This window comes from Pseudomonas protegens (assembly GCF_003363755.1).
Lineage (GTDB): Bacteria > Pseudomonadota > Gammaproteobacteria > Pseudomonadales > Pseudomonadaceae > Aquipseudomonas > Aquipseudomonas danubii.
The window spans coordinates 476,373-491,514 of record NZ_CP031396.1; the positions used below are offsets into that span (position 1 = coordinate 476,373).

A 15,142-nucleotide genomic window follows, 5' to 3' on the forward strand; every position below is an offset into this window, starting at 1 on the left:
TTCAATCCAGCTTCTTGCGGGTGCACAGGCGTGCAGCGTTCAACAGGAACACGGCGTAGGCCGCGAGGATTGCGAGGTTCTTGGCGATCAACGGCCAGTTGTTGCCAGCCAGGAACAGGGTCTTGACCAGTTCCATGAAGTAAGTCGCCGGCAGGATCGAGCCCACCACGCGGATGAACGTCGGCACATTGCGCAGATCGAAGAGGAACCCCGAGAGCATCAGCGCCGGCAGGAAGCTGAAGATGATCGCGATCTGGCTGGCCAGGAACTGGTTGCGTGTCTTCGCTGAAATCAGCAGGCCAATGCCCAGGGTGACCAGCAGGTAGAGCATGGAGCTCAGCAGCAGGAGCACCAGCGACCCCTGGATCGGCACCTCGAACAGCAGCCGCGCCGAAACCAGGCACATCACCAGGCCCAGCAGGCCCACCAGGAAATAGGGAATGATCTTGGCCAGGAGTATTTCGATCGACCTGACCGGGGTGACGAACAGTGATTCGAGCGTGCCCCGCTCCCACTCCCGGGCCAGTACCAGAGAGGTCAGGAAGGCACCCACCAGGGTCATGATCAGGGCGATGAGCCCGGGCACCAGGTACCAGGTACTGCTGTTGGCGGCGTTGAACCACATGCGTTCGACGACCAGCACCCGACCGGCCGACTGGGGCTGCCCGGAGCGGTCGAACTGCTGCTGTTGCCAGACATTCAGCGCGCCCCTGACATAGCGTCCAAGGGTTGCCGCGCTGTTGGCATCGGCGCCATGCAGGAGCAATTGCAAGCGCGCATCCTGCTGTTCGAGGCGCCTGGAAAAATCCGCCGGCACGCGAACGATGCCGTCGACCCGACGCTTGTCCATCAGTGCTTGGGCCTCGGCCATGCTGGTCACCTGGACCACCGAGAAGTAGTCCGAACTCGCAAGCTTCGCCACCACGCTGCGGGCGCTGGGGGAGCTGTCTTCCAGGACCACGGCCAGCGGCGTGTTGCGAATGTCCAGGGACAGGCCGTAGCCAAATATCAGGATCAGTACGATGGGCAGGACAATGCCTATCGCCAGGTTGCTCTTGTCGCGCATCAATTGGCGCAACTCCTTTCGGGTGAGCGCAATGAGCCTGCGCCTGAACCCTGAGGCGGATCGATTGGAGTCAGTCATGGTCATTCCTCACTGCACCGGGGCGCTGGCCTGGGCCCGAGCACGCTCGACCACGGCAATGAAGGCGCTGTTCATGTCGGCAAGCGACTCGCTGCCCTGGTGGCGTACCTGTTCCGGAGTGCCCAGGGCCAGCAGCCGTCCGGCATCCTGGATGACGATACGGTCGCAGTACTCGGCCTCTTCCATGAAGTGGGTGGTGATCACGATCGTCGTGCCGCTTTGCGCCAGGGCGGTGATACGGCGCCAGAACGCCCGGCGGGCCAAGGGGTCGATACCACTGGTGGGTTCGTCGAGAAACAGGATCTGCGGCTCGTGCAGCAGCGCGACCGCCATGGCCAGGCGCTGCTTGTAGCCACCGGGCAGCTCGCCGCTGCGCAGGTGCTTGTGTTCGTCGAGGTCGAACTGTTCGAGCATCAACGCCACCCGCGCTTTCAGCTTCGCGCCGTGCAGGCCATAGGCGCCGCCGAAGAAGCGCAGGTTCTCCAGGGCCGACAGGTTCGCGTACAGGGCGAACTTCTGCGAGACGTAGCCGATCTTGCGCCGCGCCGCCGCCCGTGCGGTACGCAGGTTGACGCCAGCCACCTCAAGGTGCCCGCTGGAGGCGGGAAGCAAACCGCATAGCATGCGAAACGTGGTGGTCTTGCCGGCTCCGTTGGGGCCCAACAAGCCGAATATCTCGCCCTTCAACACCTCGAACGAGGTGCTGGCAACCGCGGTGAAGTCCCCGAACTTGCGCACCAGGTCGCGGACCTCGATGACCACCGCACGCCCAGAGGCAACGTCGCCCTGGCCGTCGCTGGCGGGCACCTGCGCCGGCTCGTCCAGGCTTGCAACGCTGCCAACCTGCTGCCGGAGCAACACCATGAAGCCATCTTCGAGGCGGGCCTCCAGCGCCTGGGGAGAGGCCTGGCCAGCCAGGGATGGAATGGCCTGCAGAGGCACCTGGGCGCTGCGGATAAAGCGAACCATGCCGCCTTCGGGCACGGCATCGATGATGTGTTCATTGTCGTCAAGCAAGCGCGCCTGCAACAGCCTGGCCGGGGTGCCGGCCTCGGGGCCGACGCCATAGCACAGGCCCTGCGCCAGATGGCACAACTGCGCCGGTGGCCCCTGGGCGATCAGCCGCCCCTGGTACAGCACAAAGACCTGGGCGCAACGCTGGGCCTCGTCCATGTAGGCAGTGCTGATCAGCACCGTGAGGTTTTCCTGCTCGATCAGTTGTTCGATGATGCTCCACAGTTCCCGCCGCGACAGCGGATCCACCCCCACGGTGGGCTCGTCCAGCAGCAACAGTTGCGGTGAACGGACCAGGGTACAGGCCAGCCCCAGTTTCTGTTTCATGCCACCGGAGAGCTGTCCGGCCAGCCGGTCGCGAAAACGCGTCAGGTCCATCATCTGCAGCAAGCGGGAAAAGCGCTCCTCGCGCTGCTGGGCGCGCACGCCATGCAGGTCGGCGTAGAGTTCGAGGTTTTCCTGGATCGTCAGGTCTTCGTACAGGCCGAACTTCTGCGGCATGTAGCTGATGAGGTCCTGCACCTGCTGCGGATCTGCGGCGACGTCCAGGCCCAGCACCTTCAACAGCCCTTCGTCGGCCTTGAGCAAGCCGGCAATCATCCGCAACAGGGTGGTTTTTCCGGCCCCGTCCGGCCCCACCAGGGCACTCAACTTGCCACTGGGCACCTCCAGAGAAACCTGCTCCAGAGCCAACTGCTCTCGCGTTCCACGGCGAAAGCGCTTGACCAGTTCAACAGCCTGAACCGTTACCGCTGGCGCACTCATGGCGTGGCCCCGGCCACCGGTGCCTGGTCAAGGTAGACGGTCGCCGGCATACCGAGCCGCAGGCGATCGTCAGGGTCCTTGACCAGTACCCGGATCTCGTAGACCAGGCTGGTGCGCAGGTCTTCCGTTTCCACCGACTTGGGGGTGAATTCGGCAACCGAGGAGATGTAGCCGACTTTGCCGTCGATGGCCTGGTCAGGAAAGCTGTCGGTGTAGACCCGCGCCCTCTGGTCCGCACGTATGTGGCCCAACTGACGTTCGTTGACATAGGCCCGTACCCACTTGGGGTCGGTCAGGGCCAGGGCAAACACCGGGCGCTGCGGCGAGGCCATATCCCCCGGCTCCAGCAAGCGCGTGCGGATCCGGGCCTGGGTCGGCGCCTTGAGCTGAGCGCGCGCCAGGTAATGTTCCAGCAGGTCCAGGTCGGCCCTGGAGGCTTGCAGGTCGGCCGTGGCCTGGGCGATGTCTTCATTGCGTGGGCCGATCTTGGCCAGGGTCCAGGATTCGCGCTGCTCCTGCGACTGGGCCCTGGCCACTTGCAAGCGGGCGGCTGCCTGGTCCAGGCGTTGCTGGCTGACGCCCTTGCCCTGGGTGTCGTCCGCGATCCTGCGCAGGCGCTGCATGTGCAGTTGAGCCAGCTGCATTTGCGCCTGGGCGGCATCAAAACGTGCCTTGGCCTGCTCGACCTCTTGAGGCCGTGTGCCATTCTTCAAGCGCAGCAGCGCCTGTTCCTGGGCGCCGATCCTGGCCTTGGAGCGATTTATTTCCAGGCGCAGTGTGCGTGTGTCGAGTTCCGCCAGGACCTGGCCGGGCTGCACCAGGTCGCCCTCTTCGGCATACAGCGCGGCGATTCGCTCACTGCCGTCGAACGCCAGGGACACCTGGCGAATGTCGACGTTGCCATGGAGCTTGAGGTGGTCGTTCTGCTTCTCGGGGCGAAGGAGAAACCAGGAAACACCCGCTGTGGCCACCAGCAGTACGGCAACCCCTACAATCAACTGCTTCTTCATCCATGAGTCCTTTGTTTGCCAAGGCCTAATTAAAATTCAATTTGAATTTAAATTAGAAAATAACAGATACTGGCCATGAAGCAACCCCCCGCTCAGACCACGAGGAACATCATGAACACGCGACGCAGAACCAGCAGAAGCGACGGCGAACACACTAAAATCCGCATTCTCGATGTGGCTGCCCGCCTGTTTGCCCAGCATGGCTATGCCAACACCGCGAGCAAGCTCATCTGTGAAGAAGCCGGCGCCGACCTCGCCGCCATCAACTACCACTTCGGTAGCCGGGAAGCCCTGTACAAGGCAGTACTGATCGAGGGACACAAGCAGCTGGTGAGCTTCGAAGCCCTGTCGCAGCTGGCGCAAAGCGAAGAGCCGGCGCTGATCAAGCTCGATAGCTTCATCGATGCCATCGTCACCCGGGTGCTCGATGAGCAGAGCTGGCAAAGCAAAGTCTGTGCACGGGAAATACTGGCGCCCACTGTCCATTTCACCAGCCTTGTGCAAGAAGAAGTGATGCCCAAATTCCGTCTGCTGGAAGCGCTCATCAGCGAGATCACCGGCTTTCCGATCGGTGACCCGGCGCTGGCGCGTTGCACCATCAGCATCATCGCGCCCTGCCTGATGCTGGCGGTGATAGATCGCCAGCAGCCCAGCCCGCTGCAAGCCGTCCTGCAACACGACGCCAACGCCCTGAAAGCCCACTTCAAGCTGTTCGCCAGGTCCGGCCTCGCGGCCATTGCCCAATAGTCGGCTCACACCGCCAGACTGCCAGGCTGATTGTGCAGGGCGCTGCCCAGCACAGTTTTGACCCGCGACATGACCTGGGCGTCGAGAAAGAAATGGCCACCGGCAAACACGAACTGCTCGAAGCCGCCCAGGGTGTAGCGCCGCCACTGCTGCATCTGCGCAGGCGGCGCAATCAGGTCCTGGGCGCCGCTCAGGCAGATCATGCGGGTGTCCAGCGGCTGCGGCTGGGCACCGGCGTAGGAGTAGACCATTTGTATGTCGGCCTGAATGATGGGCAGGTACATCTGCATCAGGTCCTCCTCGGCCAGCACCACCGCCGGCACGCCCCCCATGGCCTGCAGCGCGGCGATGGCCTGCTCTGCCGGCAGCTGGTGCAGCGGTGCTACCCGTTGCCGCACATGGGGCGCAATCATGCCCGAGAGCATCAGTTGCTGCGGCATTGGCAACCGCCGCTCCTGCAGCACTCCGGCGACCGCAAAGGCCAGCAAGGCGCCCATGCTGTGGCCGAAGAAACAGCAGGGGACGTCATCACCAAACTGCTCCAGGCAGTCGGCCACGTCATTGGCCGCCGCCTGCATGTCGCTGTAGCAGGCCTCCTGGCTGCGACCCTCGCGGCCCGGCAGCTGCAAGGCATACAGGTCGACCTGGTCGTACAGGGGCAGGAACCAGCGATGAAAGACCGAGGCCCCGCTCCCGGCATAGGGAAAGGTGAACAAGCGCATCTTGCCCCGCGGCCGGCTGGCATAGGGAAACCAGGCGTCCTTGGCCACGCGTGATGGAGTTCCCATGGGTCAGCCCTCCACCTGCCTGGCCAGGGCGAAGCGATCGACCTTGCCATTGGCGTTGCGTGGCAGTGCGTCCAGGCACAGCACCTTGTCGATGATCATGTAGCGAGGCAGGCGCTGGGCGCAGTGGCGCTTGAGGTCGATCAGCGAAAGAGCGTCCCGGGTGTGAGCGACCAGCACGCCCCACAACTGCGCGTTCATCCCCTCCCCGACCACCAGCACGGCGGCCTCGCTGACCTGGGGATGGGCCAGCAGCGCGGCTTCGACTTCCCCGCGCTCGATCCGGTTGCCACGCACCTTGAGCATGTCGTCACGACGCCCCAGGTATTCGTAGTTGCCGTCAGGCCGCTGCCTGACCATATCGCCGGTCTTGTAGGGCCCCTCCTGAGCCGGCTTGGCGAAATAGCCCAGCATGACCGTAGGCCCCTGCACCACCAGCTCACCTTCTTCACCCACTGCGCAGCGGCTGCCGTCAGGCTTTTGCGCCCACACCTGGTTGCCGGAGGCGGCCGTGCCGATGGGCACCGGGAGCACGCGCTCGGGATCGATGGCGCCGACCTCGAATGCGGTGCACACATTGGTTTCCGTGGGGCCGAAGAGATTGGCCAGACGCACATCGGCATAGGCCGCGCGCAGGTCACGCAGGTGCTTGATCGGAAAAGGCTCGCCGGCGAACAGCAGCACCCGCAGGGTGTCCTGGATATCGCTGAGCAAGTCGCCGTCTTGCATCATCATCATGAGTACCGAGGGCACCGAGTACCAGATGCTGATTTCGTGCTGGCGGATGAAGTCGGTCAGCAGCCGCGGCGAGAACGCGATCGACTCGGGAACCAGGCACACCGTCGCGCCCACATTGAGCGCGCAGTAGATGTCCAGGACCGACAGGTCGAAATGCAGGGGAGCATGGTTGGCGAACCGCTCGCCAGGCTGGAAGCAATAGCGCTCGCACGCCCAGTCGACGAAGGCCAGGGCATTGCCGTGGCTGAGCGCAACCCCTTTGGGCACGCCGGTGGAACCGGAGGTGTAGAGGATGTAGGCCAGATCGTCCGGCTGGATGTCCAGCGTCGGCACGAGGCTGGAGCCGGTATCGATGTTGCGCCAGTAGCCGGCGCTGGCCGGGTCGTCCAGGACCACGCTGCGCACCTGGGCAAGCGCGGAGCCGGCGAGTTCTTCCAGGCGTGCCGCGGTGCAGAGAACCAGCACGGCCTGGGAATCCCCGGCGATCTTTTCCAGGCGCGACACCGGGCTCAGAGGGTCCACCGGCACATACACCACCCCCAGCCGCAGGGCCGCCTGCATGACCGCCACCAGGTCCACCGACTTGTGCGCCCAGAGCAGGATCCGCTGCCCCTGCCCGACCCCCAGGGCACAGAGCATTGCCACGAATTCCCGGGTCCTGAGCTCCAGTGCCTCGTAGCTCAAGGCATCCTGCTCATCCACCACCGCCGTCTGCCGCGGGTAGCGGGCAAGGCTGTGCATCATCCGTTCATGGAGCAGCTTCATAGCTTCAGCTCCCGGGCAATGATCTCGTGCTGCATGTCGCTGGTGCCGGAAAAGATCGTAGTGCCGATGGAATCGCGCAGCATCGCCTCGATCCCGAAAGACTCCAGGCAGCCCCGGCCGCCGAAAATCCTCACCGCATCGATGCTCGATGCCAGCGCCCCCTCACTGATGGCCAGTTTCGACAGGGCAATGTTGAGCTGCCCCGGATCGCCCTGGTCCATGCCCCAGCACGCCCGGAACAGCAGCAACCGCGCCGACTCCAGGCGCAGCTTCATTTGCGCGATACGGTGCGAAACCGCCTGGTTGTCGCCAATCGGCTTGCCAAACTGGCGCCGGGTGCGCGCATGCTCGATGGCCTGTTCCAGTTGCCGCTCCATCATCCCCAGGAACGCTGCGAACAGGCAGGCACGTTCCCAGCCCATGGAACTCTGGAACACCTGCCGGCCCTGCCCCTCCTCACCCAGGCGGTTGACCTCAGGAACCACACAATCGTCAAAGAACACTTCACCCGCGGGGCAGCTTCTCAGGCATACCTTGTCCAGGGGCTCACTGACCCTGAGCCCCGCAGTGCTGCGGTGGACGATAAAACCGCTGACCCCCAGGGCACCGTACTCGGGCTGGGTGGTGGCATAGGTCACGAAGATGTCGGCAATCGGCGCATTGCCGGCAAAGCTCTTGTGGCCGTCAAGGCGATAGCTGCCATCGGCCTGGGGCCAGGCACGGCTCTTCAAATTGCTGGAGTCGGAGCCGGCCTCGGGTTCGGTGATCGCGTTGGAGCCGATGAATTCACCGCTGGCGAGTTTGGGTAACACATCGCGTTTGGTTTCCGGTGTTGCGAACTCGACGATCGGCATCGCACAGGCAAACTGGTGGGCCGCCGCCGCGAACACCAGGCCCATGTCGGTGCAACCCAGGCCAAAGGCGTGCATGGCAATGGCCGTCGACAGTGCACCCAGGCCCTGGCCACCGTATTCCCGGGGAATCGACAGCCCCAGCAACCCGGCCTCGCCGCAGATCGCCCATTGCCGGGCGGTGAAATACCGCGAGTGTTCATTGCCACAGGCCGCCAGTTGCTCGGCACACACCTGGGCGATCATGGCCGCATGTTTTTTCTGGGTATCGTCGTAGTTGAAGTCCATTTCAACTCTCCTTGCGCAGGGAAGGTTTTCTGAAGGATCGATAGAAAATCAGCCGTCCGACCTCTGAGGGCACTTGCATCAGGCCCCACCAGAGCGCCTTGAGCTTTCTCAAGGTGGTCAGTTGATAGACACGAGCGTGAGGATTAGCAAAATCAAAAATAGGCGGCACAAAACTGGCGTTCGCAAGCTCCGTAAAGATGCTGCTCGCCGCCTGCGCAGCTGAGACATTGGCGCTTTTGACGTCATCACAAAGGCCCAGCGTAGTGTTGAGAATATCCTTGTACCCCTGATACAGAGGCATCCAGAAACCGTCCTCTGCGAGCTGGTCGATTTCATCGAACACTCGCGGGTCCAGGTCCTTGGCAAAGGCATCGTTGATCTTGCGCGCGGTGATGGTGGCGGCAATCGACTGCAGCAGCCAGACACGGGCGAAGGCATTCCACAGTTCGGGGTCGCGAAACGACACATAGGCCGCTGAGGCGATCCGGTCACTCAAGCTGATGATGCTGTCCTGGATCAGGACAAAATCATTCAGGGCCGGGCTGCGGTAGTCACCGCTGTGCGCCGCCTTGATCAACCGGTGCCCCAGGGCCAGGACCAGTTCCGCAGCATTGGACAGCTTGCGCGAGAACAACAGATCGTTGCTCGCGGCGCCCTCATCGAACATCAGGCAGCGGCGTTCGAGCGCCGTGCGATAGACCTGCCGGGGCGGCTGGCGCAGCGCCCACTCGCGTACCCGCCGGGCGCCGGACAGGTGTCGCCCCAGGCCGGGGTACAGCTCGATCAGGCCGGCCAGGACCTGATCGCCGTCCATGCTCGGGCAGAGGTCCTCACGCAGTGAAACCAGCACGCTGACCAAAGGGTTGTGCGAGTGCTGGTGGTTGTTGAACGGGATGACCCCCACCCAGCCCCCATCGAACACGTGATGCAGAGTGCCGCCATGCCACTGGCCGGGAAAATCGCCCTGCACGCACTCATCGAACGGCACCACCCCGAGCATATGAGTGGAGAATTCCAGGGTCCGGGTCTTCTGCGTCGAAGGCTGGCTGACCAGGCCCGCCTGCCGCGCCAGCACCTGGCCACCCTGGCTGCCATCGACCATGAAATCGGCAGTGACCCAGCGTCCCAGCGCCGTAGCTACCTTGACCCCGCTGTCCTCGACCAGCACCTCGGGGCTGTTGTCGATCTCCACCAACTGCGCGCCATAACCGATGGCCGCCGCCAGCAGGTAGGCGTCGATGTCGGGCCTGAACAGATGGTTCTCGCCATGCTCGGAAGGCACGTTGAATTGCAGCGCCTGGCCCAGGTCCACCGCCCGGCTGCGCTGGTGATAGATGAACCCGAGGTTCTTCTTGACCCCGGAAGACGGCATCACCTTGTGCTGGATATCCCGGGTGCGGGCGATGTTCTTTATTTCCGGCACGCCATAGCGGTCGGCAATCAGCTCGAAAATCATCGAGGTATAGGGAATCGTCGCCTCACCGGTAAGGTCGGGGGGCATCTGCCGGTTGCGCAACAAACCGACCCGGACCTTGTTCCGGGCCAGGCAGGCGGCGAGCATGATCACGCTGATGCTGTTGCCCGCCAAGAGAATGTCGTAATGCTCTGGCGCCTTGCCAGACTGCACATCGTTCATAACCACCTCAATCACAGATCATGGGTCTGGGTTGCACTGCCTGCGGCCCGTCAGGCCTCGGCCACGCAGCCCTGTTCCTTTATCGAACGGGCCAGGAAGTCCGGCCACATCAGGCCCGGACACTCAAGAAACTCGCGGGCCTTGATCTCCAGCTTCAGATCGCGCCGGCAGCGGGCGACCATGTCCATCACCAGCAGCGAGTCCAGGCCGAAGTCCATCAGGCTGCCGCCATCCTCGAGCTTGGCCCGCACCTGTTCGGTCTTGACCCCGAGCAACTGCGCGTACTGCTCCCACACGTAGTCATCCAGCAATGCCAGGGCAGCGGCTTCGTCGGCGCCCGCCAGCTGCTGCAGGATCTCCACGTTGCTGCTGTCTCCGGCCCTGGCGGTCGGAGCCTGGCTGCGGATGTACTGCAGCAGCGGTTGCGGGCCGCGGGATTCGAGCAGTGGCTTGAAGCGATTCCAGTCCACCCCTGACACCACCAGCTGAGGCAGCTCGCTGGCCAGAATCCGCGACAGCAGGCCGACGTTCTGCACTGGGGCGATCTGTTTCAAGCCAACGCTGGTGAGGAAATTCAGCACCTGTTCGTCGAACAGGTGACTGCCGCCGGCCCACAGTCCCCAGTCGATCACCAGGGCACTCAGGCCCATGGCCCGACGCTGCCACGCCAGGCTGTCGAGGAACTGATTGGCGGCTGCGTAGCTGGCGACATGCTGCGAACCCCAGACACTGGCGATGCTCGAACACAGGGCAAAGAAGTCCAGGTCCAGCCCCAGGGACAGTTCGTGCAACAACCAGGTGCCCTCGACCTTGGGCCGCATCACCTGATCGAAACTGTCACGGTCGACGTCCTTGAGGTCCTGCGGAATTGAAATCCCGGCGGCATGGAAGATGCCCTTCAGGCTCGCGCCCGACGCCTCCAGACCGCAGAACAGCCGCTGCATGTCCTGGGGCGAAGTGATGTCGGCCTGGACGTAACTCACCCGCGATGCCGCAGCGCCGAAGCGCTCCAGGCCCGTAGCAACATCCTCCAGTGGCCGCCGGCCGGTGATCAGCACAGCGCCAGCGCCTTTATCCAGAAGCCACTGGGCCATGGCCAGGCCAATTCCGCCCATGCCGCCGGTAATCAGGTAACTGCCCTGCGGGCAAGGCGCATAGGCCTGTGCTGGCAACTGCGCAGCGCTGAAATGGTTCAGGCGCTGGACATAGCGCTTGCCCGGGCGCAGGCAGATCTTGTCCTCGCCATCGGGGTCGCTGACTTCTTCGGCCAGGGCCCTTGCCCAGTGAGGATCGTCGGGGGCCAGGTCGATCAGCCCGCGCCAGTGTTCGGGGTGCTCCAGGGCGAGCGTCTTGCCCAGCCCCCACAACGGCCCGGTCGCCACTTGCAAGGGCTGGTCGCGATCCAGGCCAACGGCGTTTGCCCCTTGGGTCACCAGCCACAACCGGCCACCGCGCGGGCCCAGTTCGATGAGCGCCTGGACCATCTCCAGCAACGGGTGGAACAGTGTCGCCTGCAGGCTCGACAGGCTCTGCAGCGTGGTCGAGCCGGCATCCTCGATGTCTTTGCCATCGAGCACGATGATATCGGCGGCCAAGGCCTCGCCTTCATCGGTCAATGGCTGGCTCGGGTCCTGGGCCAGCACCATCCGTGCGCTATCGAGCAACTGCTGCGGGCACAGGACCCGGGTACGATGCCCGCCACGCTGCAGGTGTTCGACCAGGGGAGCGGCGGTCTCTGGAGAGCGGCTGACCAGGGTGAACAGCCGGTCCTGCTGCGGCACTTCGGCGCGCTGGCGAGGGCGTTCGAGCCAATCCAGGCTGTAGAGCACGTCGGGCTGGTAAAGCATGCCACGCAGCGCCTCCTCACTCGGCGCGGCAGCCAGGGTCAGCCCTTCCAGGCTGCCTACACACTGGCCGTGGGCATCGTACAAGGCGCAGTCGAACTGCTGCGGATGTGCCTGGCTCGTGGCAATCACCAGGCTTTGTGCCCGGGGCGAAGCGGACCGGCTGGCGACCCAGCGGCGGATGCCGCTTATCGAGCCCGGCGCATCACCCGGCGCCGCCTGCCCCAGGTACTCGAGGACCTGCCCAAGGCGATTGCCGTGCGGATCGGGTTCTGCCGGCAACTGCATGTGATAGACAAAGCCTGCGTCCTGGGCGGCGGCATGGCCCGGGTCCGGCAGGCCGCCACGGGTAACCGCCGGCATGCCCTCCAGGGTCAGCGACAGGACCGGCTGCCAATCGGCACCGGCAACCTTGGCCGCTGCGCTCAGGGCCGAGCAGTTGACCTCCCAGGCCGCCCCGGGCAGCGGCTTGAGTTCGGTAAACAGATGCAACTGGTCATCGACATGGAACGCCAGGGCCGGGGTGATGCTGGCGAGGCTCACCCCATAGGTGTCCAGCTGCAAGTGCCCGGCCAGCTCATCGCTCAGGGCTGCCAGCAACCGGTCAGGACGCAGCAGCGCCAGGTCATCGCGGATCTCGCCGCCCACGGCCTGCAGGAGCGCGCTATCCAGCGTCGACTCGAATGCCGGAGTGGGTGCATTGACCGAGTGCCCCAGCAGCCGGCCGACCGCTCCCGCAGCGAGCTGTTGCAGGGGCGAGCCGCTGGCGTTGTCGAACCAGTAGCGCTGGCGCTGAAACGCATACCCGGGCAAGGCCTGGCGCAAGGCCCCGTCATGCTCGTGCAGCCGGGCCCAGTCGAGGTTATGGCCGCCCACGTAGAGCTGCGCGGCGGCCAGGCGCAGGTCCCTGGGCGGATCGCCGGCCCGGCGCAGGCTGGCCAGGACCAGGCTGTCGTCCGCCAGGGGGTGACGGCCGATCAGCGGCGTCAACACAGCATCGGAGGCCACTTCAAGGAAGGTTTTCACCCCCAGCTCTGCGATCAGGGTGTTGACCCCTTCGCTGAACCTCACGGCCTGGCGGGTGTGCGTACACCAGTAATCGGGCGAGCCCAGGCTGGAGAGCGTATGCACCCGGCCAGTGACACTGCTGATGACCGGCAAGCGCGGCTCGCTGAAGGTGATCTGCGCCACCGTCTGGCGGAACGCTTCAAGCATCGGCTCGGTGGCTGCGGTATGGAAGGCATGGGAAACCGCAAGCTTCTTGACCTTGCAGCCGCTGGCGAGCGCCGCTTCGGCCAGCGCCTGGACCTCGGCCTGCGGCCCGGCCACCACCACGTCCTGCGGGCTGTTGACCGCCGCCAGTTCGATTGCGCTGCCGGGCCGGTCCTTGAGCAGCTCCAGCAGTTGCGCCTCGCTCATGCCCAGTGCGTACATCGCGCCGCCGGCCGTCATCAGTTGCTGGGCCAGGCGCCCACGCGCCTCCACCATACGCAGCGCGTCAGCCAGGGATACCGCCCCGGCCACACAGATGGCACTGATCTCGCCGAAACTGTGTCCGAACAGCGCATCGGCAGCGACCCCCCAATGCATCCACAACCGCGCCAGGGCATATTCGACCGCGAATATCGCCGGCTGGGCATAGCGGGTCTGTTGCAGGTAGCTGTCACTGGCCGCACCCGCGTCCAGCACCAGGGTCAGCAGGTCCACGTCCATCAGCGGCTGCAACAGGGCGCGGCATTCATCGATCTGCGCCTTGAAGAATGGTTCGCTGTCATACAGTGCCTGGGCCATCGCCCGGTACTGGCAGCCCTGCCCCGGAAAGAGCATCACCAGCGGCGCCGCCGCTCCCTGGCAGCGCCCTTCGAATACATGGCCCACCACCTTGCGTGACGCATAGGCCGCCAGTTGCTCGCGCAGCCCCTCACGGCTATCGGCCACGGCCGCGAAACGATGGCCAAAGTGCGCCCGCCCGACGTTCGCCGTGTAGCACAGGTCCTTGAGTTCGAGCTGGCTGTTGTCGGCGATAAAACGTTCATAGCGTCCGGCAATCTGGCGCCGGGGCGTCTCGCCCTTGGCCGACAGAGTGATCAGCTGCCAGGGATTGTCGCGCCCCTGGGCACGTTCGCGCAGCGGCGCGTCGCCCACTAGCACATGGGCGTTGGTGCCGGTGACACCAAACGAACTGACACCGGCGTGCCGCGCCTTGCCCTGGCGTGGCCAGGGCGTGGATTCGGTGACCACCTTCAGGGCCAGGCGATCCCATTCGATCCGCGGATTGGGCGTGTTGAAATGCACCTGGGGCACCAGGGCCTCTTGTTGCAGGCACAACAGGACCTTGGCCAGCCCGGTCACCCCGGCGACCGGTTCGAGATGCCCCATGTTGGCCTTGATCGAGCCCACCAGCAGCGGCGCATCCACGGGCCGCTGCTTGCCCAGTACCGCATGCAGGGCGTGCAGTTCGATCGGGTCGCCCAGCGCGGTGCCGGTGCCATGGGCCTCGACATAGTCGACCTCGCTGCCCTGGAGCCCGGCCTGGCCGAGCGCCAGCCTGATCACCTCTTCCTGGGCGTGGATGTTGGGCACGGTGATGCCGCTACTGGCGCCGTCGTTGTTGACCGCACTGCCCTCGATCACGGCCAGCACCGGGTCCTGGTCGCGTACCGCATCACTCAGCCGCTTGAGCGCAAGGATCACGCAGCCTTCGGCACGCCCGTAGCCATCGGCCGCAGCGTCGAAGGTCTTGCAGCGGCCATCGGGGGCCACGGCCCGCAGCTTGCTGACCAGGATGAAACCGTAGGGCGACAGGATCAGATTGACCCCACCGGCCAGCGCCAGCTCGCTCTCGCGGCTGCGCAGGCTGTTGCAGGCCTGGTGCAGGGCCACCAGGGATGAGGAGCAGGAGGTGTCGAGCACCACCGCCGGGCCCCTGGAGCCCAGGGTGTAGGCAATGCGCCCGGCCACGAAACTGGTTTCGCCATAGAACTGGTAGGCGTTGACGTCCTCGACCGCGCCCAACTGCTGGCGCAGGCGCACGTAATCATTGGTACTGACCCCCATGAACACGCCGAGCTTCTTGCCATGCAGGCTGTCGGGGGCGATCGCGGCGTTCTCCAGGGCCTCCCAGGCAACCTCCAGGGCCAGGCGCTGCTGGGGGTCCATGCCTTCGGCTTCCTTGGGCGAAATGCCGAAGAAGCCCGGGTCGAACTGGTCCACCCCCTCGATGAAGCCGCCACGCATGACGTAGGCCTTGCCGGGTGCCTGGGGATCAGGATGGTAATAGTCGGTGCCGTACAGACGGTCGCGGGGCATGTCGCCCACCGCATCGGTGGCATTTTTCAGCAGGCTCCACAGCCGCTTCGGTGTGTCGGCACTGCCCGGCAGCCGGCACCCCAGGCCCACTACGGCGATCGGCTCGACAGGCGCCGAGCTCTTGCCGGCCACCTTTTCCTTGAGCGCACGGATGGTGGTGATTGCCTGAGCAAGACTCTCTTGCAGCTGTTCCTTGCTTACATCGCGGACATCGTTATCCATAAAGGCCTCGATCAGTGATTCTCT

At 64.6% G+C, this 15,142-nt stretch carries 9 protein-coding genes; 1 reads left to right on the plus strand and 8 read right to left on the minus strand.

The genetic code is table 11. The features are described from left to right. Position 1: 1 nt before the first annotated feature. The 3 genes from DWF74_RS01985 to DWF74_RS01995 are packed head-to-tail and all read right to left on the minus strand — an operon-like array spanning position 2 to position 3,933. Positions 2-1,150: an ABC transporter permease gene (locus tag DWF74_RS01985; protein WP_102863368.1), complete on the minus strand. Its 1,149-nt coding sequence runs from the start codon at positions 1,148-1,150 to the stop codon at positions 2-4. Between the two features lie 3 nt (positions 1,151-1,153). Further along, entirely contained in the window at positions 1,154-2,923 is a 1,770-nt protein-coding gene (locus DWF74_RS01990; protein ID WP_102863367.1) for an ATP-binding cassette domain-containing protein, read from the minus strand. Further along, positions 2,920-3,933, minus strand: a complete 1,014-nt coding sequence (locus DWF74_RS01995; RefSeq protein WP_115580178.1) for an HlyD family efflux transporter periplasmic adaptor subunit — start codon at positions 3,931-3,933, stop codon at positions 2,920-2,922. Before DWF74_RS01995 ends, DWF74_RS01990 begins: the two co-directional genes overlap by 4 nt. 111 nt (positions 3,934-4,044) lie before the next feature. Between DWF74_RS01995 and DWF74_RS02000 the strand changes: the two genes are divergently transcribed. Beyond that, entirely contained in the window at positions 4,045-4,680 is a 636-nt protein-coding gene (locus DWF74_RS02000; RefSeq protein WP_180988573.1) for a TetR/AcrR family transcriptional regulator, read from the plus strand. Between the two features lie 5 nt (positions 4,681-4,685). Here the strand turns inward: DWF74_RS02000 and DWF74_RS02005 are convergent, their stop codons facing one another. The 5 genes from DWF74_RS02005 to DWF74_RS02025 are packed head-to-tail and all read right to left on the minus strand — an operon-like array spanning position 4,686 to position 15,118. Then, positions 4,686-5,468, minus strand: a complete 783-nt coding sequence (locus tag DWF74_RS02005; protein WP_102863364.1) for a thioesterase II family protein — start codon at positions 5,466-5,468, stop codon at positions 4,686-4,688. A gap of 3 nt (positions 5,469-5,471) precedes the next feature. Next, a complete protein-coding gene (gene pltF, locus DWF74_RS02010; RefSeq protein ID WP_115580179.1) occupies positions 5,472-6,968 on the minus strand; it encodes an L-proline--[L-prolyl-carrier protein] ligase in 1,497 nt (498 codons plus the stop codon). After that, entirely contained in the window at positions 6,965-8,107 is a 1,143-nt protein-coding gene (gene pltE, locus DWF74_RS02015) for an L-prolyl-[peptidyl-carrier protein] dehydrogenase (RefSeq protein WP_102863362.1), read from the minus strand. Before pltE ends, pltF begins: the two co-directional genes overlap by 4 nt. A gap of 1 nt (position 8,108) precedes the next feature. After that, the gene (locus tag DWF74_RS02020; RefSeq protein ID WP_102863361.1) at positions 8,109-9,743 is read right to left on the minus strand and encodes an NAD(P)/FAD-dependent oxidoreductase; all 1,635 of its coding nucleotides are present in this window, start codon (positions 9,741-9,743) and stop codon (positions 8,109-8,111) included. 50 nt (positions 9,744-9,793) lie between these two features. Then, positions 9,794-15,118, minus strand: coding sequence for a type I polyketide synthase (locus DWF74_RS02025; protein ID WP_115580180.1), 5,325 nt, complete (start codon positions 15,116-15,118; stop codon positions 9,794-9,796). Positions 15,119-15,142: the final 24 nt, after the last annotated feature.

What these genes read in the sequence shown, in the direction of transcription:
- DWF74_RS01985 (WP_102863368.1), bottom strand. Translation starts at nt 1,150, where the DNA reads ATGACCATGACTGACTCCAATCGATCCGCCTCAGGGTTCAGGCGCAGG.
- DWF74_RS01990 (WP_102863367.1), bottom strand. Translation starts at nt 2,923, where the DNA reads ATGAGTGCGCCAGCGGTAACGGTTCAGGCTGTTGAACTGGTCAAGCGC.
- DWF74_RS01995 (WP_115580178.1), bottom strand. Translation starts at nt 3,933, where the DNA reads ATGAAGAAGCAGTTGATTGTAGGGGTTGCCGTACTGCTGGTGGCCACA.
- DWF74_RS02000 (WP_180988573.1), top strand. Translation starts at nt 4,045, where the DNA reads ATGAACACGCGACGCAGAACCAGCAGAAGCGACGGCGAACACACTAAA.
- DWF74_RS02005 (WP_102863364.1), bottom strand. Translation starts at nt 5,468, where the DNA reads ATGGGAACTCCATCACGCGTGGCCAAGGACGCCTGGTTTCCCTATGCC.
- pltF (WP_115580179.1), bottom strand. Translation starts at nt 6,968, where the DNA reads ATGAAGCTGCTCCATGAACGGATGATGCACAGCCTTGCCCGCTACCCG.
- pltE (WP_102863362.1), bottom strand. Translation starts at nt 8,107, where the DNA reads ATGGACTTCAACTACGACGATACCCAGAAAAAACATGCGGCCATGATC.
- DWF74_RS02020 (WP_102863361.1), bottom strand. Translation starts at nt 9,743, where the DNA reads ATGAACGATGTGCAGTCTGGCAAGGCGCCAGAGCATTACGACATTCTC.
- DWF74_RS02025 (WP_115580180.1), bottom strand. Translation starts at nt 15,118, where the DNA reads ATGGATAACGATGTCCGCGATGTAAGCAAGGAACAGCTGCAAGAGAGT.